The sequence below is a fragment of the Kocuria arenosa genome, from assembly GCF_042879215.1.
Classification (GTDB): domain Bacteria; phylum Actinomycetota; class Actinomycetes; order Actinomycetales; family Micrococcaceae; genus Kocuria; species Kocuria arenosa.
Window position 1 is genome coordinate 17,637 of the sequence record NZ_JBHZTA010000002.1, and the last position, 23,544, is coordinate 41,180.

The window sequence follows — 23,544 nt, forward strand, 5'->3', positions numbered from 1 at the left end:
AGAGAGTGAAACGCGCTGTCATCTACGCCCGCATCAGCCAGGACCGCACTGGGGCTCACCTGGGGGTGAGCCGCCAACTCAGCGAGTGTGAGGACCTCGCTCGAGGCAGGGGTGTTGAGGTGATCGACCGTCTCACGGACAACGACATCAGTGCCTACTCTGGCAAGCGTCGTCCGGGCTACGAGGAGCTGTTGAAGCGGGTCCTCGACGGGTCCGTCGATGAGGTGCTGGTGTGGCACACCGATCGTCTCCACCGCTCGCCCAAGGAGTTGGAGGAGTACATCGATGCCTGCAGCGTCCACGGTGTGCAGACGCAGACGGTCAAGGCCGGCGAGCTGGACCTGGCGACGTCCACAGGGCGATTGATTGCCCGCCAGCTGGGATCTCTGGCCCGGTACGAGTCCGAGCACAAGGGTGAGCGGGTGAAGGCCAAGCGCCGTCAGGCCGCGCTCGCGGGCGTGTGGCAGGGTGGTGCTCGTCCGTTCGGCTGGCAGATCGTCAAGGAGACCGACGAGCACGGGAGCGTTCACAATTTGCCGGTGATCGACGAGACCGAGGCAGAACTGGTGCGGTGGGCCTTTCGGGCCGTGCTGGAGGGCAAGCCCATCTCCGCCATCGTCGCTCACTTCCAGCGTTCCGGGGTGCCCTCGGCACGGGGGAACGGATGGCGGCATTCGACTGTGCGTTCGCTGATGGGCAAGACCCGAAACTGCGGGATCGAGTCCTTGCACGGCGAGGAGCTCGGTCCCTCACAGTTCCCCGCTCTGGTCGACGAGGGAACCTTCCGCGCCGTCCAGCGCATCCTGAAGGACCCGAAGCGGCGGTCGCAGGACGACAACCGGGTCAAGCACCTTTTGGGTGGAATCGCGAAGTGTCACTGCGGGATGCCGATGGTAGTGGGTGGCACGGGCAAAGGCACACGGCAGTACGTCTGTGAGTCCTACCGGTACCCGGCGACTCGGCGCAAGGACATCAGCCATGTGAGTCGGCGTCTCGATGAGCTGGATGCGCACGTGGTGGAGCGGTGGCCACTCGTGATTTACGGTCGGTCGGGCGCCGCCCTGCGCCTTCATGGTCCTGCCAATGCCGATGATCTCGAAAAGCTCCAGCATGAGCTGAACATTCTTCGCGCTCAACAGGACGATCTGCTGGGCATGTGGGACCGGAAGGTGATCACCAGCAAGCAGTTCGAGACCCAGAACGTGCGATTCAGCGGGCGCGTAGGGGAGCTGGAGTCACGGCTGGCGACGATGGCCCAACAGGGCGGGGTCCTGCCGGACCTGCGCCCGAACCAGGTGATGGCCTACTGGGAGACCCTGGACGTACTGGAGAAGCGGGCGCTGCTGAAGCAGAGCGTGGAGATCATCTGCTACCCGACCGGAGGCAAGCAGTTCAGCAAACTGGCGAGTCCGTGGGAGTACGTGCGGATAACGCCACGAGCAGTCGCTGACGGCTCCGAGCGCATCGTCTATTGGACGCCCACCGTGGAGCCCGACTACGGCGAAGACGATCCTGCGTCCGTCGGGCTGCCTCCCGACACGCCACCACCTTGGCCACCACCGAGCTGACGAAGTCCGGGTTGGTGTCGAGACCGCGCTTCGGTGTAGAACATAAAGCTGACCTGCAAGAACGGAAGCGGAGGACCCATCAACACCAACGACCGGCTGATCCTGGAGCTGGTGGCCTCAGAGACCGAACGGGCAGGGAAGCTCCACGCGTCTATCCGCTACATTGCGAGCTGGCTGAACCTGCACAAGAACACCGCGCAGAGCCGTGTCACGGGCCTTGTGCGCGCCGATCTCATCGAGAAGGTGGATCGGGGTTCGATGCACAGTTCGGCCTCCTACCGGGTCACACAGAAGGGCCTGGCGGCCCTCCAGGTGCTCCGAGTGCCTCTGACGTGGGAGGTGATCACGCATGATGGCGGGGTGGATACGGAAGGATCTGGTACATGGTATAGGAGTGCGCAGGTGCCCGACGGCATGCGCCAGCCGCATCTTCGGGGACCCTGGGAAATGTGGAGCTCACTGCCCCACAACGTCTGGTACACGCCCGACGACGCGTTGCCCTACCTGACGACGGTGACGACGAGGTCGGTGCGCAACTGGACCAAGACCCTGGCGACACTGGAGATTCCACTGGCCGAGTGGGGCAAAGCCGGCACCCGGTTCCGCCTGCTCGATGCCGATCCCGGCGTGTTCGACCAGCTGCGTCTCGTTCAAGAGCACGAAGCGGCCCAGCAGGGGAGGACACTGGTCTCCCGTGCGTCCCTGGAACGGTCCTATGACGTGGAACGGACCCGGGCGGACGAAGCTTTGGAGAAGAGCAGGCGTGGGTCGTGACCCACTCCGCCTGCCGTTACATCGGTTGCCGCAACCACATCGAGCCCGGTATGGCATGGTGCCTTACGCACCAGCTGAATCTATGGGCGCGGATGGATCCGGACTTGCGGGAACGATTCGCCGCTCGCATGGTCGAGGGCATCACCACCAACGCCTCCGGGTGCTGGCTCTACTCGGGCTACCGCAACCCGGCGACCGGATACGCCGCTCCACTGCACGGTGGTCGTCGCACCACGGGCCATCGCTGGATGTTTTGGCACCTTAAGGCTCCTTTGAAGCCCGGCTATGATCTCCACCACATCTGTGGCGGCATCGGCGAAGAAGAGACCCGCCACTGCATTCGTCCAGCCCACCTGGTCCAGGTCCTTCCAAGCGACCACAAGGAACTGACCCGCCTGCGAGCGCAGATGATCGCCGCAGCCAAGTCTGGCTCCCGGTTTTACCAGACGAACCCCGGGGAGACCGGGCGCACGGTGGCCTTCGCCGGCGCCCATGACCTTCCACGCCACGAGGTCGACTACATCGATGCTGCATCGCCCGAGGTCAACGGGCTGGTCGCGGTGTGGAAGCTGGTGATTCCAGCACGGTTCCACTTTCACGGAACCATCCCTGACGGCGGAGGCGGCAACGCGGCCAGCGGCTCCGGGCACTAGAGGCGCCCGAGTCGGAACCCTGCGCTGACTAGGGATAGCGCGCCGATGGATGGCAGACGCGAACTTTCATCTGATGCCGCGTCGTGTAGAATAAGTGTTGCAGGAACTCCCGTGAACGTTTGGGAAAAGCCTGGCGAATGAATGAAGGAATGAATTGAGCCAACTGGCTCTGTTCATTCCTTTTTTTATGCCCGCATATATGTGATGTTTGTCACCTTAGACTGAAAGCCCAACAATGCCCAAACTCGTGACACCTCGCCTCTGTTCCATAGACGGATGCAACAATAAGCACCACGCCCGGGGCCTGTGTATTAACCACTACCAGGAGAAACTGCGCCAAAGAAGGAGGCCACCTACGCCGCCAGCGCCCCCTGCCGTGTGTGCCATCGACTACTGCCCGAACCCAGCCACGGACGCAGGCCTCTGCTCGAAGCACTACACCAACATGCAGCGCCACGGCACACCAGAAGCACCCCATCCACGACCGACGCGTGGACTCGGCGGTGACCCCGTAGAGTTCGCCCGCTCCAAGATCACAGTGACCGACGCCGGCTGCTGGGAGGTCAACACCTACGGCAACCGCTACCTCAGCTTCACCTACGGCGGAGAACAGTGGCAGGCACACCGATGGGCCTGGGTCTACCTGGCCGAGCTTCCCTTGAGGCGCTTCCCAGAGGAGCAGCTCGATCACATTTGCGAGAACACCGCTTGCATCCGACCAGCCCACCTGCAAAAGGTCACACAGGCGCAGAACAACTGGCTCACCGGCGAACGGAAGCGACTTCGGGAGGCGGCTGGCCCCGAAGCTGCCGAAGTTGGACTAACCAAGCCGCTGAGCCTCGCTGAACTGGCGGCTACCGTTCGAATATCGCCAGAGCTGATTGGGATGCCCCCCAATCCTGGGATCATCCAGCGATAGCGGACTGAGATGCGGGTTGCCAGGCGAAAGTCTCAAACCCGTAAAACTCCTGGGGCGCTACCTACTGGCGGAAATGGACGGTTGTAGGCGGGGGTCCCCCCCACCCCCAGGAGTAAAAATTCCTGTTACATAGGCCCAGGATTGTTGTGGATAGCGCAAAAAGGAGTGGATACTTTAAGGCCCGCACATGTGTACGTTTCTAAAATGTGCCCCCGGCAATACGAATGACGGTACCCGCTCGGCAAAATCAATCTATGCAAACCACATCTCGGCTATTCGCAGTCGGTTAATTTTCTTCCGAACCTGCGAGGAAAACCTCTTCGATTTCTCTAAACATCTCGGCCGCCCGAGCAACCTCGAGTACAGCAGGTTCATTTGTAGTCTCGCCCATGCCACAAGTTGAATGTTGGTTCACCAACTCTAAGTAGTGATGGTAGGAGCGCCTATATCCGAGCAAGCTTTCAATTGCAGTTCTAGCCCCGTCAAGGTCCTCACGATATAAAGCCCCACCAAGTTTCGGGGGATACGAAGGGGTTACTGCGGCAAGAAGTTTCGCGTAGCTTTTCAGGGATGCCCGTTCTAAAAGACTCCATAAATCCGACTGACTCTTATCTTTCCCTGCGTGATGGTAATGGAAGTACAAAGACGCAATTAGGGCGGGCTGGAAAATTGAGCCTGATACGGCTGAATCACCGACATACTTCTGAGCCGCAGCATCCACGTCATCCGCGATGCTTTCAAGCCAGTTGCTTTCCCCTCTTGATGATTTAAAGCATAAAACCAGCGCAAACTCACGACGCGTTTCCTGCTGGAGCAATATCCTGACTTGTAAATTGGCAAAAAACACTTCTGTATTGTCCAGTAGATTCATTGCCAGCCAGACGTAGTTATCTCCCTGTCCTTGATCACGTACTGCGCCGCGCATTACGGTGTTGTAGGCATCGGCGAGAGCAGCGAGCAATCCTAAACTTAGAGGGCTACCGTTGGCAACATGCTTATCTATTCTCGGTATTGTGATGCTAGCATCAAATATTAGCTTTTGTTGAAAATACTCTAATAGCCTGTTGGATGAAGGCTCCTCCCCGTTGCACAAAAGTGTCAACGCTAGTTCAATCGCCTTATCACTTACATCCTCTTCGAGAATATTGTTTTGATAGAACCGATCAAAGTACAAGGGATTTGCAACCCGCCGTGGAGCTTTCATTGAGGGGTCGTCGGCTGCATACCACGTATTGCGCCTCGAAGTAGCCAAGGTAGGAAATAAAAAGCAACTTATCTCTTCGGCAAAACTGACATCCGCCGCAGTCCAATTGTCCAGAGTACTAAGTACTTCTTGCCACTGCTGCCATTGCTGAGTCGCCTCCCCCTTTCTGGGGGCGAACCGATTGAAGTTGCCACCAATAGCGAGCCGCTTATTTCGATGGACTACTTCATAAAAATCGAATGCATGTAAACGGAGGTACGTCATTGCAAGGTAATCTACAAAATCAACCTCAGCATGCACGTTTCTCCACTGATTGTCGACAGCAGAAACTAACCTCATAATCTTTCTGGGTTGTTCGCAAACCTTAATCAGATGCTCGCTCCACAAGCTGGATAGTCTGTCATCGTCGCGCTGACTTAGTATAAAATTGTGGTTTTTATAAAGCTGTCCTAAATGATTATTCAGTAGATCTGTGCGTTGCTTAGCTGTGAGAGGGGGAATGTCAAGACGCAACTGGATAATCTTTTCCAGATACTCTCGACCGCGTTCTACGTCGCCACCAGTCACTTCTGTGTGCGATAAAACGCCAAGAAGACTTTCCTCGTCGTAGGAGAGAAGGTAATGAACCTTGGGGATTCTACCCAGCAATCTAACCATTTTAAATACTTGGAGAAGTTCTTGCGCATCAAGGCGATCTAGGTCATCCATGACCACCAACACGTTGTGAGGGCTATTCTCGAAATGGGTTGTAAGCTCACGCAGTAATTGATTGGGGGTCTTGCCAGATCGAACCTTTTGAGATAAATCGCTTATTGCACCCATGCCGTCCGCGTCGACTAAACGAGCTACGATGCCTATAGGAGCAATCCAGTCTAAAAAATCGGCCAGTTCTTCTCGTGACTGGAGTCGGTCTTTCTGGCCGGGCAGAGTATTGATCAGTTCACTGTATAAGGCGGCAACTTCAGCCTCATAAGTGCTAAACATCCAGGGAGTGTGTCGGACAACTTTCCAAGAAGCCTGGTTCTCTAAGGTCGGTCCTTCTCCGAGGACTTGTTCAATTTGGTTGATAAGCGAAGTTTTACCGCTGCCCCACGGTCCCGATATTGCAGCCACGGAACTATTAGTGTTTTGGCCGAGCCGTCTTATGCCCTCCGTTATTGTTCTTACTAGTTGACTACGCCCAATAAGATCTTGTGATTCATCGGTAATGGATTCGTCATTGTATAACATGCGGGTGCTGGGCCTCAGGTGAATTGGTGGTAAGTAATATATAGTTGTCACGATGATATAAAATTTAAGAGGTGTTCTACTTCATCATGGTTGAGTGCTAATTGTCCTAAACCGTTTCTTTAGAATGCTGATAGTTGCACAAAATAGAAACCGTTCTTCGCATATCAAAACTGGTGCTCACAAATAAAGGCATCATTACGCGCTTACCGTGCGGTTCTAATAGCTCGGTCCTTCAGTCTTTGGTGTAGACCGCCCCTGAGTAGTATGTCGATAAGCTGGCCATCATCACTCATATCTAGTAGAATGTTGGCGGCTTTCTGATGTCCTTCACTTGCTGTGTAAATGATGCTTTCGATCTCATTCCGCAGGGAAGGCGAGAAAGCGAAGTCAACTGGATCGTTGGCCATGGCCTCGCGCTGGAGCTGTTCGCTTTCTTCGGCGTGGCGGAAGACGGACTGGACGGCGTTGAGCTGGTCGGCGTCGGTGATGCCGGTGCCTTCGAAGAGCTTGTTGATGTGCTCGATGAGCTCCTCGAAGGTGCCCTTCTTTTTCTCCCGGATCTGTCCGGAGCCGGCCTCCGTCATGGGTTTGAGCCCGTCACCCTGACCGTCCTGCAACACCAGGTCGGCGGCCTGCTGCTTCTTGAGCTTGTAGTGGGTCAGCACCACATCAGAGAGGTCCAGGGAGGTGGAGTCGGTGTCGGGGCTTTTCAGCAACCGTGCGAGCAGTTTGAGGTAGATGGCCAACTTTTCCACTCGGGTGTCGCCGTAGTCGATGATCTGTGAAAAAAAGTCGTAGGCCTTGGTGAACGCCCCTACGGTGGAGCGGAACTCCTCGAGGGCGGCAATCTCCAGCTCATCTGCCTTTAGCCGGGCTTGGCGCATGCGGTCGTGGAAGACGTCCGCGGCGGGTTTGAGGTAGGAGTAGAGCTCGTTGTGAGCTGCCTTTGCGCCCTTGAGCCGCAGGTGCTGAGTCACCCATCGGGTGGCCACGGCGTCGACGTCGCGGTCGTCGTAGATGCGCATAGCGTCGAGTTTGGCGATCATGTCGTGGACGATGTCGGGGTCGGACTCGCCCTGGAGCTCGGCATCCTCGTAGTAGTCCTGGAAGGCTTTAAGGATAATTTGGGGGTCGTTGACGAAGTCCAGGACGTAGGTCTGCTCCTTGCCCGGGATCACCCGATTGAGCCGCGACAGGGTCTGGACGGCGGCGATGCCCGACAGCTTCTTGTCCACGTACATGCCCACCAGCAGCGGCTGGTCAAAGCCGGTCTGGAACTTGTTGGCCACCAGCATGATCTGAAACTCGTCCGTGCCGAACGCGGTGGTCAGACCCCGTCCCTTCAGGCCCGGGTTCATGGTGGTCTCGGTGAACGGGTCCGGCCCGGACTCCTGGTCCTCGACCTCCCCGGAAAACGCCACCAGGGCCGCCAGCTGGGGCGTGTAGCCCTTCTCGTCCAGGTAGCGATCGATGGCCAGTTTGTAGCGCACGGCTTCCTTGCGGGAGCCGGTGACGACCATGGCCTTGGCGCGGCCGGCCAGGTGGTGGGCGACGTTGTCGCGGAAGTGCTCAACTATCACCGCGACCTTCTGCTCGATGTTGTAGGGGTGCAGCTTCACCCACTGCAGCATCTGCTTGGCCCCCTTGTCCCGGTCCACCTCGACCTCCCCGGGGTGGGTGCGGGCGTTGGCGATCCGGGCCGCCATGGCATAGGTGGTGTAGTTCTTCAGCACGTCCAGGATGAAGCCCTCCTGGATGGCCTGCTTCATCGAGTACAGATCGAAGACTTGATTGTCCCCGTGCTCGTCGGCTCGCCCGAACAACTCGATGGTCTTGGCCTTCGGCGTGGCCGTGAAGGCGAGAAACGACAGGGTCTTCGAGGCCCCGGCGCGGGTGGCCATCTCGGCGGTCAGCACATCCTCAGCACTGATGTCCTCCTCGTCCTCCAACGCGTCGGCGGTCAGTACCTTCTTCAGGGACTTCGCGGCGTCACCCGCCTGAGAGGAATGGGCCTCATCGGCGATGATCGCATATGTCTTGCCCTTCAAGCCCTGGTTCTCCTGGATCACGGTGAGGGCGTGGGGGAAGGTCTGCAGGGTCACCCCGATGATCTTTTTGCCCGCGATCAGCGCCTCGGCCAGCTGCTTGGACTTCGAGCCCTCGGAGCCGGAAGTGATTGGGGCAAACACGCCCTTAACGGTCTCCAACTGCTCCACGGCCTTCTGCAGCTGGCCGTCCAGCACATTGCGGTCGCTGATGACGATGACACCGTCGAAAACCTTAGAGCCGTCCTGTCGGTGCAGGGAGGACATGCGGTGCGCGGTCCAAGCGATCGAGTCTGTTTTCCCAGACCCGGCCGAGTGCTGGATCAGATAGTTGTGCCCCGGCCCCTCAGCCCGGGCGGCCTCGACCAGCTTCGTGACCACCCGCCACTGGTGGTAGCGAGGGAACCGCACCGAGGACGCCCAGAACTTCTTCCCGGTAATAGCGTCGGTACGTTCTTCGAACCGGTAGTGGACGAACTTGGACAGGATCGTCAGCCATGCGTCCCGTTCCAGAACCTTTTCCCAGAAGTAGGAGGTCGGGCTGGACCCGGGTATTGGCGCGTTGCCAGCGCCATTGTTGTGCCCGGCATTGAAGGGCAGGAAGCGGGTGGCCGGACCCTCCAGCTTGGTGGTCATGTGGACCTCCTCATTGGAGACCACGAAATGAACCAACGCACCCCGACCAAACGACAGCAACGGCTCCCCAGCGGGGGAGCGGTCGTGGCGATACTGGGCTAGAGCGTTGTCGATCGACTGGGTCAGATCCGTCTTCAACTCCGCGGTGGCCACGGGGATGCCGTTGAGGAAGTACACCAGGTCCAATGACTTGTTGTTGGACCTGGAGTAGTGGACCTGGCGCATCACCCGCACCCGGTTCCGCCCATACCGTTCCACCGTGGTGGGGTTCAGCCCGTCAGCGGGCTGAGGCTGGAACATCCGGAATGGTGCTGCGCCCGTAACGGAAAAACCCTTTCTCAGCAGGTTCAACGTCCCGCCGGCGTTGTGCGGGTCCGTGGCTGCGACCTTCGCGATCCGGTCCAGGATTCGAACTCGCGCCTTCGCCTGCATTGCCGGCGAGGCGTCAGGCTTAACTACCTTCGTTAGCTCGTCGGGGGCAGTTTCATCCAGCCAAGTGAACACGTCCTCAGGGAACAGGGCTCGCTCGACGTCATAGCCGGCGTCCGTGGGGGAGTACAGCCAGCCATGGGAAGCTAAGTGCTCAGCCAGCTCCGACTCGAACTCCACCTCGTTATGCAACGCCATAGTCCTTGAGCACCCTCTCCTTCGGCTTCTTCCAGTTCCTAACATCAATCTTGCCTGTTACTGCCGCAGAAATAAGCGCAGCACGCCGCTCCGTGGACAACGAAATCGCAGACTGGGCGTCGTCAATCGCAGCGTCGATCTTCGCCGACTCGCGTTGAATGTACTTGACGATGGGTCGCTGTTCGTTCAACGGGGGAACTACAAAGACGAAGTCCTTTAAGTCGTCGACGGATAAATTGGGTTGGGCGGATCCGCCAATACTTAAAGTGCGTTGAACTTCTTCAGTTTGTGTACTTAGCATGTAGAAAGCGAACTCTGGGTCGAGGTCAGTATCAGGACGCAATCTAAGCGCAACCAAAGATGACGCAAGTGCGCCGTCGGAAATTCCTTTAACAATAGCCTTCTTTCCGATTGACCCCCGTAAACAGTAAAGAATGTCGTTTTCTTGTAACTTCGCTCCCCCCAGGGTTGCATACTTTTCTGCGGTGATGTAATTCATGTTGGAATAATCAACGGTGTCACCAGAAAGGTGTCCGGCATTAATGAAGGGAACCCCTTCTTGAAGCATTTCGTCTTGGGAGGGGTAATTACTTCCCCGGTCACCATTAAGGAATTCGAATACCCAGGACAATTTAAGTTTGGACCAGTGCGGAGGAACCTCGCTAAGTGTGAATTCTTCCGTGCTGGAATTGAATAGAGATAAAGGTAGTCCCTTGGTGATTGAGTTTGATATGGTCGCAAATCGACGTTCGATTAATAAGGTGACAAGTCCTTTCTGATCTGCGATAAAGTCGTTAATCTCCGCAATTTCTTCATCCAAATAGACGGAAATTTTCCATTGTTCCTCTACTGGTGGAACTGGAAGTGGAGTTTTGCCAAAGTCGGCGTAACGCATTGACTGTCCATCTCGTAGCTGATTAGTCAAACTTGCGATGGTTTCAATATATCCCGTGGACTTGAGAAGATACCGAAAATATTGTGGCAAGGCGTCTGCTTTAGGGGATATAACAGTATAAGCGGGGCTGACTTTTCCTCTGTGCTGCGACCATTCCAGCCCCCCTTGGAAACTACGAAGATGGATGATAAAGTCGTTAACTTCAACGTGCTTCATTCTTGTGCCGGATAGCGCGAGCACCACCTTGTTTCCAGTTAGTGCCATATATTCGGCCTGAGGTAGTACTCCCAGTGACTGAGAGGGTGTTAGATGAACGTCTTCCATTCGCTCCGGCTCATTGCGAAGTCCAAATACGGATTTGCTAGGCCTGACGTGCCAGTGGCTAGGGATTTCGCCTAGCCACGGATATCCGGTGCATCTGTACTGTGGGTACGGCTGGATATCATTCATGATTTAACCTGCTCTAGTCGGACTCGGATACGCCCGAGAACAGCATCAAGGTCCTTATCTATTTCCTCGAGGGGTCGAGGTGGAACATACTTATAGAAGTGACGAGTAAATGGAATCTCACAGCCCTCTCTAAGTTTGGTTGCGTCAATCCATGCATCCGGAATGAAGGGTGCAACTTCGCGGTCGAAGTATTCTTGGATGTCCTGGTCCCACGGAATGTTTTCGGTATCACGCAATTCAGGATCGGGTTCTGGTTTATTCTTGGCGCCTGTAATAGGCGGGGCGGTGTTATCGCGTACTGACAGCCCCGTGATCAGGGTTCGCTGCTGGGCGGGGGTCAACGATATGCCAGCGGTGGCCAAGGCCTGGTGAATCTTGGTGCTGAACTGGTCGCGGTTTTTTACTATCCCACCGCCAACGGTTTTTAAGGCCTCGCGAAGCTTTTCAGAATTCGCTTCGGTGAGTTTTTGCAGGGGCTTTAAGGCCAATGCGGCATGGATACGGTCTTCGTCTGCGGCGAAGTTGAGTTTCAGTGGTCGCTCTACGGTGATGGTGCGGTAAAGGAAGTCGGTGGTATTAAAAATCTTGGAGTGCTCGTTTTCTCCGAAGTCTCCGTAAAGCCGCACGATCCGGTCGATGTCGTTGGGGCCAAGCTCATTCCGCTTGGAGCCCAATCCCTTCCGCATTTTGCGGAAGAACTTCGACCCGTCAATTAGTTGCACCTTGCCTTGGCGCTCCGATGCTTTTTGTTTGGAAAGTACCCAAACATAGGTAGCAATGCCGGTGTTGTAAAACATGTCACTGGGTAGGGAAATGATCGCCTCCAGGTAATCTCGTTCGACGATCCACTTTCGGATGTTGGATTCTCCTGACCCTGCTCCACCGGTGAACAATGGTGAGCCGTTAAGGACGATGGCTCCGCGGCCTCCGACGGAGTCGTCCCTGTTCGGACGCAGCTTTGAGATTAAGTGCAACAGGAAGAGCATTGATCCGTCCGAAACTCGGGGCAACCCCGGACCGAAGCGGCCGGCGTATCCTCGAATCTCATGCTCCTCGCGGACTTCCTTTTCTTGCTTTTTCCAATCCACACCGAACGGTGGATTAGACAGGCAATAGTTGAAGGTCAGCCCGGGGTGCCCGTCGCCAGTGAGTGTGTCCCCCAGAACGATGGCATCCACGGACTGGCCCTTGATCACCATGTCAGCTTTGCAGATGGCATAGGACTGCGGATTAATTTCCTGCCCCGCCAGGGTCAGTTGGGCATTGGGATTCATTTCTCGTAAGTGGTCCTCGGCGACCGAAAGCATCCCCCCAGTGCCGGCTGTGGGGTCGTAGACTGAGCGGACGATGTGCTTATCTCGAAGCTCGGTGACGTCCCCAGCGAACAGGACGTCCACCATCAGCTCGATGACCTCACGGGGGGGTGAAGTGCTCACCTGCGGTCTCATTGGAGGCCTCGGCGAACTTGCGGATAAGCTCTTCGAAAATGTGGCCCATCCTTTCGTTGGACACTCGTTCGGGGTGCAGGTCCACCTCGGCGAAACGCTGCAGTACTAGGAAGAGAAGGTTGGCCTGCTCGAGTTCCTCAATGCGGTCCTCGATCTTGTACTTATCGAAGATGTCGCGCACATTTGGGGAGAAAGCGTTGATGTAGGCGGTGAGGTTCGCGCCAACGTTCTCAGGATCTCCCATGAGAGAGTCCAGGTCGAAGCGACTCGTGTTAAAAAAGGAGTATTGGTGGTCCGTTTGTTGCCGCAGTAGTACCGGGCGTACCGGCAATCCCTTCTTCTGAGCGTCAGACACGACCTTCAGGACGGCTGGCTTGCTGTCGGCTAGCACGCTGTCCAAACGGCGCAGGACGGTAAAGGGGAGAATGAAGTCGCCGTACTGGTGAGCCTTGAAGTTGCCCCTCAACAGGTCGGCGATGCTCCAGATGAACGATGCGTAATTGATCAATCAGTGCCCTACTCGATCTCGTTGTCGTGTGCGCGGTCAGGTTCAGCAGGAGACTGAATCGTGTCAGCGACCACAGCCACCGTGCCACTGGGGAAGCCAGCGTTCCCAACCGCAATTGGTTTCTGTTGAGTATCTCATCGCTCCTGGTTCGACCGCGGATGCCAGGTCCAGCGGGGCTCCTCGCGATCGGGTCGCCTTCGAGGTGGCCCAGCCGTCGCATCAGGGTCGGGGGCGCTGGCCCTTTTGCTCAGTGCACATGGATCGAGGGGCGTCTCTGGTGGAGACGCCCCTCGATGGAGATAATCACGTGGGCTGGTGGATGCCCTTCTTGGTTCAGTCTTGGTTGTCGGTCATGTCCTCTTCGATGGTCTCTGTGGTGGATTGCCCATCGTTGTCCGGCTCGTGCGGAAGGTGCCTAGGCTTAGGACCATTCTCCAAGTACGCAGTGGCTACGCGTAGCCTATGCGCGTTATCTCCGAGGTAGCCAATTCCTCGATTGCAGGCTCCGCACAGCAGTCCTCGAATGCATCCGCCACAGCTTCCCGTGCCCGGACAGCAGTTGTGATCGTGATCGATGGCGAGTGAAGCCCCATTGGGCTCCCGACCACAGATTGCGCAACCGCCTCCCTGAGCTTCGAGCGTGGCATCGTATTGTTCTTGGGTGATCCCGTAGACCTTTTCCAACCGGGTGCTCCGCTGTAACGCTGGCGGCCTGGTAGTCCTCCGACATTCCCAGCAACGAGGATGCAAACCGTCCGGCTGCTTGCGATCCTTCGGGAAGTTCACCGCGGTCACCGGCTTCCACGCCAGGCATCCCGTGCACCGCTTTCTACCCTGGGAGTCACGAAGCGAAGCGGCTCCCTCCGGGAGCTTCCGGCGGGAGCGAGGCCGCAGCGGCCGCAGTTTTTCCCCTTTGAGCTGTTGCGCTCGGTGGGCCTTGCACAGTCCTACTGCGCCCGCGTCCCGTGTGCACGCCGGTCCCGGGCAATTCTGAACAACGCCGACCTGTCTTAGGGGTTGTAGCTCGTTGCCACGTTGTAGCTGTCCGTAGTGCCCGTAGCACCACCCCTTCACTGCCCTCGTCCGGTCACATCCGTCGAACTCGCACATCTCCTGCCCGTCTGACACGAACATCCCCCGTCTCTGCAGTGGCCGGGCGTCCGGCCAACCAGCGCATTCGGTCTCTACGTGCATTGATGTACGTAATGAATGCGTTGTCGCACAGTAGGGGCACACCAACTGGTTCTCCGTCCAGGCGTTCCGTTCCCTGGGGCTCAACGCACTGGCCAGCGTCAAGAAGGGCCAGCCCGTGCTGGTGGTCGGCAAGCTCAAGGTCCGGTTCTGGGAGGGCGAGCACGGGCGGAACACGGCCGTGGACGTGGACGCGGTGTCCATCGGGCACGACCTCGCGCTCGGCACGGCCTGCTTCCAGCGCACCGTGAGCTCCTCGCCGGCCGCGGACCAGCCCGCGAATCAGGCGGGGGACCAGCCCGCCGCCCAGCCCGAGGACGCCGCGGGGACCGGTACCCCGGACCGTCCGACGGCGACGCCGGCCGACCCGTCGGGTGAGAGCGACGACCCCTCGGGCGAGAGCGGGGATCCGGCGGTCCCGGACGACGTCGACCCCGAGACGGGCGAGCTCCTCGGGAGCGCTGCGGGCCCGGGCCGGCGCTCGCGGCGCCAGCCCGCCGCCACCTGAGCAGCCCGCGGACGAAGCCGTCCCGGCGTGGGGACGGAGCCGGGGCGCGGTGCCGCCGCCCCCCGCTCCATCCGCGCCCGGCGGCCGCCCGTCGGCCGCCGCGGAGCGGGGTAGCCTTGAGGGCATGGCGGAATTCATCTACACAATGTCCAAGGCCCGCAAGACCGTGGGCGACAAAGTCATCCTGGACGACGTCACCATGTCGTTCTATCCCGGTGCGAAGATCGGCGTCGTGGGGCCCAACGGGGCCGGCAAGTCCACCATCCTCAAGATCATGGCCGGCCTCGACCAGCCGTCCAACGGCGAGGCCCGGCTCAGCCCCGGCTACACCGTCGGCATCCTGCTCCAGGAGCCGCCGCTGAACGAGGAGAAGACCGTCCTCGGCAACGTCGAGGAGGGCGTGGGCGAGATCAAGGCGAAGGTCGACCGCTTCAACGCGATCTCCGAGGAGATGGCTCAGCCGGACGCCGACTTCGACACCCTCATGGAGGAGATGGGCAAGCTCCAGGAGGACATCGACGCCGCCAACGCCTGGGACCTCGACTCCCAGCTGGAGCAGGCGATGGACGCCCTGCGCTGCCCGCCGCCGGACGCCGACGTCAAGGTCCTCTCCGGTGGTGAGCGCCGCCGCGTGGCCCTGTGCAAGCTGCTGCTGCAGAAGCCGGACCTCCTGCTGCTCGACGAGCCCACCAACCACCTCGACGCCGAGTCCGTGCTGTGGCTGGAGCAGCACCTGAAGGACTACCACGGCGCGGTCATGGCCGTGACCCACGACCGGTACTTCCTCGACCACGTGGCCGAGTGGATCTGCGAGGTCGACCGCGGCCGGCTGTACGGCTACGAGGGCAACTACTCGGCCTACCTCGAGACCAAGCGCGCCCGCATGGAGGTGCAGGGCAAGAAGGACGCCAAGCAGGCCAAGCGCCTCGCCGACGAGCTGGAGTGGGTGCGCTCCAACGCCAAGGGCCGCCAGGCGAAGTCGAAGGCCCGCCTGGCCCGCTACGAGGAGATGGCCGCCGAGGCCGAGAAGACCCGCAAGTTGGACTTCGAGGAGATCCAGATCCCGCCGGGGCCCCGCCTGGGCAGCCTCGTGATCGAGGCGAAGGACCTGCAGAAGGGCTTCGGGGACCGCAGCCTCATCAAGGGCCTGTCCTTCTCCCTGCCGCGCAACGGCATCGTGGGCGTCATCGGCCCCAACGGCGTCGGCAAGTCGACCCTGTTCAAGACCATCGTGGGCCTCGAGGAACTGGACGGCGGGGAGCTGAGGATCGGCGACTCCGTCAAGATCTCCTACGTGGACCAGAACCGCGCGAACCTCGACGCCGGCAAGTCGCTGTGGGAGGTCGTCTCGGACGGCCTCGACTACATCAACGTCGGCAACGTGGAGATGCCCTCGCGCGCCTACGTCTCCGCGTTCGGGTTCAAGGGGCCCGACCAGCAGAAGAAGGCGGGGGTGCTGTCCGGCGGAGAGCGCAACCGGCTGAACCTGGCCATGACCCTCAAGCAGGGCGGCAACCTGCTGCTGCTCGACGAGCCCACCAACGACCTCGACGTCGAGACCCTCGGCTCCCTGGAGAACGCGCTGCTGGAGTTCCCGGGCTGCGCCGTGGTCGTCTCCCACGACCGGTGGTTCCTCGACCGGGTCGCCACCCACATCCTCGCGTGGGAGGGCACCGACGAGGAGCCGGACCAGTGGTACTGGTTCGAGGGCAACTTCGAGGCCTACGAGGCCAACAAGGTGGAGCGCCTCGGCGCGGACGCCGCGCGGCCGCACCGCGTCACCCACCGCCGCCTCACCCGCGACTGACGCAGGACCGGGCCCGGACTCCCCGAGACGACGAAGGGGCCCGTCCGGTGGGGAAGGACTGTTCTTCCCCACCGGACGGGCCCCTTCGGTGTGCGCCGGTCCGGCGTGCGCCGGTGTTCCTAGGAGAACTCCGGGAAGCGCATCATGCCCTCCTGGGCGGTCGTGGCGACGAGCCGGCCGTCCCGGGAGAACATCCGGCCCACGCCGAGGCCGCGGGCCGAGGAGGCGTTGGGGGAGGACTGCACGTAGAGCAGCCACTCGTCCGCGCGGGTCTCCCGGTGCCACCACATCGCGTGGTCGAGCGAGGCGATGTTCATGCCGGGCTCGATCCACGTCCTGCCGTGCAGGCGCAGGATCGGCTCGAGCAGCGTGTAGTCGCTCGCGTAGGCGAGCGCCGCGCGGTGGATGTTCGGGTCGTCCGGCAGCGGCTTGAGGGTCTTGATCCACACCGCGTTGAACGGCTCCCCCCGGGAGTCCGGCTTGAAGTAGATCGGCTCCGTGATGTAGCGCATGTCGAAGGGCCGCTCGTGGGCGATCGCCTGCGCCTCGGGGGCGTCCACGTGGCCCAGCAGCTCCACGGCGCTCGGCAGGGACTCGGGGTCGGGCAGGTTCTGGGGCGACTCGTCCTGGTGGTCCAGGCCCTGGGCCGGGACCTGGAAGGATGCGATGGCCGAGAGGATGGCGCGCCCGTCCTGGTAGGCGTGCACGCGGCGGGCGGAGAAGGACCGCCCGTCCCGGATCCGCTCCACCCCGAAGGTGATCGGCTGGGACACGTCCCCGGCGCGCAGGAAGTACGCGTGCAGGGAGTGGATGATCCGCTCCGGGTCCACGGTGCGCATGGCGGCGGTCGCGGCCTGCGCCAGGACCTGCCCGCCGTAGACCCGGCCGCGCGCGGGGGAGATGGAGTGGCCCACGTAGATGTCCTCGAGGGTGCGCGCGCCACCCCCGTCCGCGAGGTCGAGCATGTCGAGCAGGGCCTGCGTGGGGTCCGGGATCGGGCTGTAGGTCATGGTCTTCACTCTAGCCAAGCCGCCGGTCGCGCCGGGGCGCGCCCCGGTGTGATGGGATGGGGGGCATGTCTTCGCTGCTGATCCCCATCCAGATGCGCTTCGGCGACATCGACAGCTACGGTCACGTCAACAACGTCACCATGCTCCAGTACCTCGAGGACGCCCGGGTCCGGCTCATGGCCCGGCCGCTGCCCGGCGGCGCCGCCGCCGGCGTCCCGGAGGGCGCCACGTTCCGCACCCTGCTGGGGGACCTCATGACCGTGATCGGCCGGCAGGAGGTCGAGTACAGGGAGCAGCTGCTCTACCGCGCCGAGCCGGTGTCCGTGCGCGTGTGGGTCTCCGCCGTGGGCGGGTCGAGCTTCGTGCTGGACTACGCGGTCCAGGAGGAGGACGGCGCGCGGGTCTACGCCGTGGCCCAGACGGTCGTCGTGGTGATCGACCGCGCCTCCGGACGGCCCGTGCGCCTCGACGACACCCAGCGGAGCCTGCTCGAGCAGTGGTCGGACGCCCCGACCCGCTTCGCCCGCCGGCCCGCGCCGGCCGAGGCCTGAGCCCCGTGGGCCGGTCCCTTCCGCTGACGGATCCGCGGGACGTCGCCGACCTGCGGACCTACCTGTCCCGGGCCCGCGGGGTGGACCCCCAGGGGGCGGTGCGCTTCCAGGCGCGCGGGCGCGCCCTCGGGGTCTACGTGTGCGTGCTCGAGCCCCACGGCCTGCTCGACACCACGCCCACGGTCCTGGGTCTGCGCACGGCCGCGCTGGCCGAGGAGCAGGCCCTGGACGTCACCGTCCCGCTCGGCGGGGTCCTCGACCGGATGCCGCGCCAGGACCAGGACGCCACGGAGGTGGGCCTGCCCCCCGTGGACGCGAACGTCTCGTGGGCGGGCATCGCCCCGCCCCTGAGCGGATGGGTCCCGGTGGGAGACGTCGCCGGGGACGCGCTGCGGGACGCCGCCCGGGCCGGGATCGCCGAGGTCGCCCGGGCCGTGCCCACGGACGCGGGGGCCGCCGTCGTCGACACCGTGCGCTCGCAGGTCTGGGGCCGCTCCTCCGGGTGGGCGGAGCCCCTCGCGGGGCGCCTGACCGGGGCGCCGCTGCCGGACGGCGCGGCGTTCGCCGCGTACTCGCTCGGGTTCCTGCGCCCGGGCGCGGAGGTCGCCGTCGCGGAGAACGGCCGCTGGGTGCGCCTGAGCACTCCTGGCGGGCACGTGCTGGCCAAGCGCTGAGCTCGGCGCCGGGGCCGCCTCAGCCGGGCCGGTTGATCATGGCGTGGGCGGCGCGGTCGAAGTAGTCCCAGATGATCCCGTCGTGCAGCGGGGAGAGCTCCAGGGTGTCCAGGGCCGCGCGCATGTGCGTCAGCCAGGTCTCGCGCGCCCACGTGTCCACGGGGAACGGCACGTGCCGCATCCGCAGCCGCGGGTGCCCGCGCTGCTCCGAGTAGGTGGTCGGCCCGCCCCAGTACTGCTCGAGGAACATCCGCAGCCGCTCCTCGGCGGGGCCGAGGTCGTCCTCCGGGTAGAGCGCCCGGAACCGCTCGTCCTCGGCCACCCGGGCGTAGAACTCGTGCACGAGCTTCACGAACGTCTCGTGCCCGCCCACCTGGTCGTAGAACGACGACGCCGTGCCCGCCTCGGCCTGCTCCCGCTCGTCGCCGACCTGCGGCACGGGGCGGCGCAGCTGGGACAGGGGCGCCCCGACCGCGAACGACCGCGCCCCGGGCGGGGCTGCGGCGGCGGGGTCGGTGCGCGGGTCCTGGCCGGCCGGAGGCGTGGTGCCGGGCTCGCCGGGACCGTGCCCGCCCGGACCGGGTCGCTGCTGCTCGCCGCTCATGCGCGCGCCACCTCGTAGGCGGCGTCCACGGCCTGCGCGCGCACCGCGCGGGCGGTCGCGTCGCGCTGCTCGAGCACCAGCCGGCGGAGCCCGTGCAGGTCCTCGGACAGGTCCGCGAGAAAGGCGTCCGCGGCGTCGACCGTCTCCTGGGCGGGGATGTTCGGGTACATGCCGATCGCGATCTGCTGGGCGAGCTCGTGGGTGCGGGTGCGCCACACGTCGGGGATCGCCGCGAAGTACTGCGCGGCCCAGGGGGCCAGCAGCGAGGTGTCGGCGGCCGTGCGGAACCCGTCGATCGCCGCGTCCTGGATCGAGTTGGGCAGCGACCCGTCCACCATGATCTGCTGCCAGGCCCGGGCCTTGGCCTCCGCCGTGGGGATCGAGGCCCGGGCGCGGGCGGCCGCGATCGCACCGTTCTCGGTGTTGTCCTGCGCGAGCATCCCGTCCACGTCGGTGTCACCGGCGCGTCCGCCGGCGCACAGGGCGGTCAGCAGACTCCAGCGCAGGTCGGTGTCCAGCGCCAGGCCCTCCAGGGCGCGCCGCCCGTCGAGGAGCTGCTCGAGGACGACCAGCTGCTCCTCGGTGCGGGCGTGCCGGGCGAAGGCCCGGAGGAACTGCAGCTGCTGGTCGGAACCGGCGGCCGCCTCCTCGGTGAGCCGGCGGAGCCGGTCGGCGGCCGCGTGCACGGTGGACTCGCGCAGGGGCTCGGCCACGTAGCCGTCGAGCACCGTGTCCAGCTGGCGCAGCTGCACCTGGATGCCGGTCGAGACCGTCTCGTGGGCGATGTTGCCGAGCACGAGCTCCACGTAGCGGCGGGCGGGCGTCTCGCCGTCGTGCACGCCGTCCCACACGGACGCCTGGACGAGGGCGCGCGGGAGCGTGTCCTCGAAGTTCTTCAGGTGGGTGAGGGCGGTGTCCAGGGAGCACTCGTCGAGGCGGATCTTGGCGTAGGCGAGGTCGTCGTCGTTGAGCAGCACGAGGTCCGGCAGCTCCCGGCCCACCAGCTGCGGCACCTCCGTGGACGGGCCGTCGACGTCGAGCTCGACCCGGTGCGTGCGCACGAGCTTGCCCTGCTCCCCGTCGTGGTCGTAGAAGCCCACGGCCAGGCGGTGCGGGCGCAGCGTGGGGTGCTCCTCGGGCGCGGTCTGCTGGATCCGGAAGGCGCGGATGATCCCGTCCTGATCGGTCTCGAGGACCGGGGCCAGCGTGTTCACGCCGGCGGTCTCGAGCCACTTCGCGGCCCACTGGTCGAGGTCCCGGCCGCTGGCCTCCTCGAGCCGGACCATGAGGTCGCGCAGCTCGGTGCTGCCCCACGCGTGCTCCCGGAAGTACCGGTGCAGCCCGGCCATGAACTGCTCCTGGCCCACCCAGGCCACCAGCTGCTTGAGCACCGAGGCGCCCTTGGCGTAGGTGATGCCGTCGAAGTTCACCAGCACGTCCTCGAGGTCGCGGATCTCGGCCTTGATGGGGTGCGTGGTGGGCAGCTGGTCCTGCTCGTAGCCCCAGGACTTCTCCCCGGCGGCGAACGTGGTCCACGCGTCCGTGTACCGGGTGTTCTCCGCCGCGGCGAGGGTGGACATGAACTCGGCGAAGGACTCGTTGAGCCACAGGTCGTTCCACCAGCGCATGGTCACGAAGTCGCCGAACCACATGTGCGCCAGCTCGTGCAGGACCGTGATGGCCCGCCGCTCCACCCGGGCCTGCGTGGGCCGGGAGCGGAAGACGTAGAGCTCCACGAAGGTCACCGCGCCGGCGTTCTCCATGGCCCCGGCGTTGAACTGCGGGACGAACAGCTGGTCGTACTTCTCGAACGGGTAGGGCACCCCGAACTGCGCCTCGAAGAACTCGAAGCCCTGCTTGGTGATCCCGAACATCTCCTCCGCCTCGACGTGCTCCATGAGCGAGCGGCGGGCGTACAGGCCCAGGGGGATCGTGCGGCCGTCGGCGCTGGTGAGCTCGTCGTGCACGGACGCGTAGGGGCCGGCGATCAGCGACGTGACGTAGCAGGGGACCACCGGGGTGGGGGCGAAGGACCACGTGGCGGCGCCGTCCCCGGCGGGGACCGGCTCCGGGGTGGGCTGGGTGGAGACCACCGTCCAGTGCGCGGGGGCCGTGACCGTGAACGCGAAGCGCGCCTTCAGGTCCGGCTGCTCGAACACGGCGAACACCCGCCGGGTGTCCGCCACCTCGAACTGGGTGTAGAGGTAGACCTCGTCGTCGACCGGGTCCACGAACCGGTGCAGGCCCTCGCCGGTGTTCATGTACCGGCAGTCCGACTCGACCGTCAGCACGTTGTCCCGGGCGAGGCCGAGCAGCTGGATCCGCACGCCGTCCGAGACCTCGGCCGGGTCGAGCGCCGCGCCGTTGAGCACCACGGAGTGCACCGCGTCGGTGATCGCGTCGATGAACGTCGTGGCGCCCGGGCTCGCGCGGAAGCGCACGGTGGTCGTGGAGCGGAAGAGGCGCTCGCCGCGGGTCAGGTCGAGGACCACCTCGTAGGCGTCCACCGCCACGGTCTCGGCCCGCGCGGCCGCCTCCTGGCGGGTCAGGTTGGTTCCGGGCACTTCAGTGCCGTCCTCTCGTCGGGGTCGGGGTCGGGGTCGGGGTCGGGTCGGGATCGCGTCGTGGTCGGGGCGTCCGCGACCGGTGGGCCGCAGGGGATCGTCCCATTATGTCAGCCGGGTCCCGGCCGCCCCGCGAGGCTCTGCGGTGTCCTCGGCGCCCGCCGCGGCGACGCACTACGCTGGAGGGCGGCCGGTCCGCCTCCGCGGGCCCTCCGCCACGATCCCGCCCCGTTCCACGCGAACCCCAGGAGCACGCCGCCCATGCGCGTCCACATCGCCACCGACCACGCCGGCCTGGACCTCTCCCGCTACCTGGTCGAGGAGCTCGTCGCCGCCGGCTACGACCTCGTCGACCACGGCCCCGCCGAGTACGACGCCCTCGACGACTACCCCGCGTTCTGCATCAGCGCAGCCCGCGCCGTCCGGGCGGACCGGGACGCGGGGCTCGACTCCCTCGGGATCGTCCTGGGCGGATCGGGCAACGGCGAGCAGATCGCCGCGAACAAGGTCGAGGACATCCGCGCCGCCCTGGCCTGGAACCTGGACACCGCCCGGCTCGCGCGCCAGCACAACGACGCCCAGGTCGTGGCGGTCGGCGGCCGCCAGCACCCCCAGGAGGAGGCGCTGGCGATCGTCCGGGCGTTCCTCGCGGAGCCCTTCTCCGGCGACGAGCGCCACGAGCGCCGGATCGCGCAGATCGGCGAGTACGAGTCCACCGGCACGGTCGCCGGCAAGCTCGAGGACCTGCGTCCGCGCGAGTTCCCGGCCGCCCGGGAGGCCTGAGTGCCGGAGGGCCACTCGGTCCACCGCCTCGCCCGCCAGTTCGCCGACTGCTTCGTGGGACAGACCCTGTCCGTGAGCTCCCCGCAGGGGCGCTTCGCCGGCGGGGCGGCCGCCCTGGACGGCGCCGTGCTCGAGGGGGCGCGGGCCCACGGCAAGCAGCTGTTCCTCGACTTCGCCGGGGACCGCGTGCTGCGCTCGCACCTCGGCCTCTACGGCGCGTGGAGCTTCGGCGGCAACGACCGCTTCCGCGGCGCCTCCTCGATCGGGGCCCCGCGCCGGATCGGTGAGCGGGAGGTGCACGACGACGACGCCGCCCCCACCGGCCCGCTGGTGCCGCCGGCGCCGGTGGGGGCGGTGCGCGTGCGCCTGGTCGGGGAGGAGGGCTGGGCCGACCTGCGCGGGCCGTCGCTGTGCGTGCTCGAGAGCTCCGCCGAGGCCGAGGCGGCCCGGGCGAGGCTGGGCCCGGACCCGCTCGACCCGCACGCGGACCCCGCGTCCTTCACGGCAGCGGTGCGTCGCAGCCGCCGCCCGGTGGGCGCGCTGCTCATGGACCAGGCCGTCGTGGCAGGGGTGGGCAACATCTTCCGCGCGGAGTCGCTCTTCCGCCGCGGACTGGACCCCATGACGCCGGGGCGAGCCCTCGGCGAGCCCGTGCTGCGGGAGCTGTGGGCGGAGAACGCGGCCCTCATGCGCACCGGCGTGCGGCTGGGCCGGATCGTGACGACCGACCCGGCCGACCGTCCGGGGATCGAGGAGGCGCAGGCGTGGCCCGAGCACGCCCACCTCGTCTACAAGCGCCAGGGCCTGCCGTGCCGCCGGTGCGGGACGCCCGTGGTCGCGGGGGAGCTGGAGGGGCGCACGCTCTACTGGTGCCCGTCCTGCCAGCGCTGACCGT

18 protein-coding genes and 1 pseudogene are annotated in these 23,544 nt (G+C 63.5%); 10 read left to right on the forward strand and 9 right to left on the reverse strand.

What is annotated here, in order from left to right; all coding sequences use genetic code 11:
• The first annotated feature begins 5 nt into the window (after positions 1-5).
• The 4 genes from ACFYE3_RS03505 (at position 6) to ACFYE3_RS03520 (ending at position 3,914) form a co-directional block, all read left to right on the forward strand.
• Positions 6-1,568 carry a recombinase family protein gene (locus ACFYE3_RS03505; RefSeq protein WP_387606074.1) on the forward strand — a complete coding sequence of 521 codons (1,563 nt, stop codon included), beginning with the start codon at positions 6-8 and terminating at the stop codon, positions 1,566-1,568.
• Positions 1,569-1,679: 111 nt separating this feature from the next.
• Complete coding sequence (locus tag ACFYE3_RS03510) at positions 1,680-2,342, forward strand: hypothetical protein (protein ID WP_387606076.1); 663 nt, start codon at positions 1,680-1,682, stop codon at positions 2,340-2,342.
• Positions 2,339-2,995, forward strand: coding sequence for a hypothetical protein (locus ACFYE3_RS03515; protein ID WP_387606078.1), 657 nt, complete (start codon positions 2,339-2,341; stop codon positions 2,993-2,995). Before ACFYE3_RS03510 ends, ACFYE3_RS03515 begins: the two co-directional genes overlap by 4 nt.
• Positions 2,996-3,533: 538 nt before the next feature.
• The gene (locus ACFYE3_RS03520; RefSeq protein ID WP_387606079.1) at positions 3,534-3,914 is read left to right on the forward strand and encodes a hypothetical protein; all 381 of its coding nucleotides are present in this window, start codon (positions 3,534-3,536) and stop codon (positions 3,912-3,914) included.
• Between the two features lie 286 nt (positions 3,915-4,200).
• Here the strand turns inward: ACFYE3_RS03520 and ACFYE3_RS03525 are convergent, their stop codons facing one another.
• The 6 genes from ACFYE3_RS03525 to ACFYE3_RS03550 all read right to left on the reverse strand — a co-directional run bounded on the left by ACFYE3_RS03525 (position 4,201) and on the right by ACFYE3_RS03550 (position 14,151).
• Positions 4,201-6,348: a KAP family P-loop NTPase fold protein gene (locus ACFYE3_RS03525; protein ID WP_387606081.1), complete on the reverse strand. Its 2,148-nt coding sequence runs from the start codon at positions 6,346-6,348 to the stop codon at positions 4,201-4,203.
• 203 nt (positions 6,349-6,551) lie between these two features.
• Positions 6,552-9,638 carry a type I restriction endonuclease subunit R gene (locus ACFYE3_RS03530; protein WP_387606083.1) on the reverse strand — a complete coding sequence of 1,029 codons (3,087 nt, stop codon included), beginning with the start codon at positions 9,636-9,638 and terminating at the stop codon, positions 6,552-6,554.
• A gap of 4 nt (positions 9,639-9,642) precedes the next feature.
• Positions 9,643-10,875 carry a restriction endonuclease subunit S gene (locus ACFYE3_RS03535; protein WP_387606085.1) on the reverse strand — a complete coding sequence of 411 codons (1,233 nt, stop codon included), beginning with the start codon at positions 10,873-10,875 and terminating at the stop codon, positions 9,643-9,645.
• Between the two features lie 122 nt (positions 10,876-10,997).
• Positions 10,998-12,437, reverse strand: coding sequence for an HsdM family class I SAM-dependent methyltransferase (locus ACFYE3_RS03540; RefSeq protein ID WP_387606086.1), 1,440 nt, complete (start codon positions 12,435-12,437; stop codon positions 10,998-11,000).
• Complete coding sequence (locus tag ACFYE3_RS03545) at positions 12,415-12,957, reverse strand: type I restriction-modification system subunit M N-terminal domain-containing protein (RefSeq protein ID WP_387606087.1); 543 nt, start codon at positions 12,955-12,957, stop codon at positions 12,415-12,417. Before ACFYE3_RS03545 ends, ACFYE3_RS03540 begins: the two co-directional genes overlap by 23 nt.
• Positions 12,958-13,290: 333 nt before the next feature.
• Entirely contained in the window at positions 13,291-14,151 is an 861-nt protein-coding gene (locus tag ACFYE3_RS03550; protein ID WP_387606089.1) for an endonuclease VII domain-containing protein, read from the reverse strand.
• A 49-nt stretch (positions 14,152-14,200) separates the two neighbouring features.
• Between ACFYE3_RS03550 and ACFYE3_RS03555 the strand changes: the two are divergent.
• Positions 14,201-14,656, forward strand: a pseudogene (locus tag ACFYE3_RS03555) (single-stranded DNA-binding protein); the annotation flags it as partial.
• A 124-nt stretch (positions 14,657-14,780) separates the two neighbouring features.
• On the forward strand, positions 14,781-16,463 hold the full coding sequence (gene ettA, locus ACFYE3_RS03560; RefSeq protein ID WP_387606091.1) for an energy-dependent translational throttle protein EttA: 1,683 nt from the start codon (positions 14,781-14,783) through the stop codon (positions 16,461-16,463).
• A 119-nt stretch (positions 16,464-16,582) separates the two neighbouring features.
• Here ettA and ACFYE3_RS03565 read toward each other — a convergent pair whose 3' ends face one another.
• On the reverse strand, positions 16,583-17,473 hold the full coding sequence (locus tag ACFYE3_RS03565; protein WP_387606094.1) for an acyl-CoA thioesterase: 891 nt from the start codon (positions 17,471-17,473) through the stop codon (positions 16,583-16,585).
• Positions 17,474-17,538: 65 nt separating this feature from the next.
• On the opposite strand from ACFYE3_RS03565, the gene ACFYE3_RS03570 reads away from it, so the two are divergent.
• Together ACFYE3_RS03570 and ACFYE3_RS03575 are read left to right on the forward strand one after the other, a co-directional pair.
• Positions 17,539-18,024 (forward strand): acyl-CoA thioesterase, encoded by a 486-nt coding sequence (locus tag ACFYE3_RS03570; protein WP_387606096.1) that lies wholly within the window; start codon positions 17,539-17,541, stop codon positions 18,022-18,024.
• A 5-nt stretch (positions 18,025-18,029) separates the two neighbouring features.
• Positions 18,030-18,698: a hypothetical protein gene (locus tag ACFYE3_RS03575; RefSeq protein WP_387606097.1), complete on the forward strand. Its 669-nt coding sequence runs from the start codon at positions 18,030-18,032 to the stop codon at positions 18,696-18,698.
• A 19-nt stretch (positions 18,699-18,717) separates the two neighbouring features.
• On the opposite strand, the gene ACFYE3_RS03580 is transcribed toward ACFYE3_RS03575, so the two are convergent.
• Positions 18,718-19,149: a globin gene (locus tag ACFYE3_RS03580; protein ID WP_387606980.1), complete on the reverse strand. Its 432-nt coding sequence runs from the start codon at positions 19,147-19,149 to the stop codon at positions 18,718-18,720.
• Positions 19,150-19,298: 149 nt separating this feature from the next.
• Positions 19,299-21,866, reverse strand: a complete 2,568-nt coding sequence (pepN, locus tag ACFYE3_RS03585; RefSeq protein WP_387606100.1) for an aminopeptidase N — start codon at positions 21,864-21,866, stop codon at positions 19,299-19,301.
• Positions 21,867-22,127: 261 nt separating this feature from the next.
• Between pepN and ACFYE3_RS03590 the strand changes: the two genes are divergently transcribed.
• Together ACFYE3_RS03590 and ACFYE3_RS03595 are read left to right on the forward strand one after the other, a co-directional pair.
• Positions 22,128-22,649: a ribose-5-phosphate isomerase gene (locus ACFYE3_RS03590; protein WP_387606101.1), complete on the forward strand. Its 522-nt coding sequence runs from the start codon at positions 22,128-22,130 to the stop codon at positions 22,647-22,649.
• A complete protein-coding gene (locus ACFYE3_RS03595) occupies positions 22,650-23,540 on the forward strand; it encodes an Fpg/Nei family DNA glycosylase (protein WP_387606103.1) in 891 nt (296 codons plus the stop codon).
• Positions 23,541-23,544: the final 4 nt, after the last annotated feature.

Coding starts and splice junctions, on each gene's coding strand:
- ACFYE3_RS03550 (WP_387606089.1), bottom strand. CDS start 14,151: ATGCACGTAGAGACCGAATGCGCTGGTTGGCCGGACGCCCGGCCACTG.
- ACFYE3_RS03525 (WP_387606081.1), bottom strand. CDS start 6,348: ATGTTATACAATGACGAATCCATTACCGATGAATCACAAGATCTTATT.
- ACFYE3_RS03570 (WP_387606096.1), top strand. CDS start 17,539: ATGTCTTCGCTGCTGATCCCCATCCAGATGCGCTTCGGCGACATCGAC.
- ACFYE3_RS03535 (WP_387606085.1), bottom strand. CDS start 10,875: ATGGAAGACGTTCATCTAACACCCTCTCAGTCACTGGGAGTACTACCT.
- ettA (WP_387606091.1), top strand. CDS start 14,781: ATGGCGGAATTCATCTACACAATGTCCAAGGCCCGCAAGACCGTGGGC.
- ACFYE3_RS03565 (WP_387606094.1), bottom strand. CDS start 17,473: ATGACCTACAGCCCGATCCCGGACCCCACGCAGGCCCTGCTCGACATG.
- ACFYE3_RS03590 (WP_387606101.1), top strand. CDS start 22,128: ATGCGCGTCCACATCGCCACCGACCACGCCGGCCTGGACCTCTCCCGC.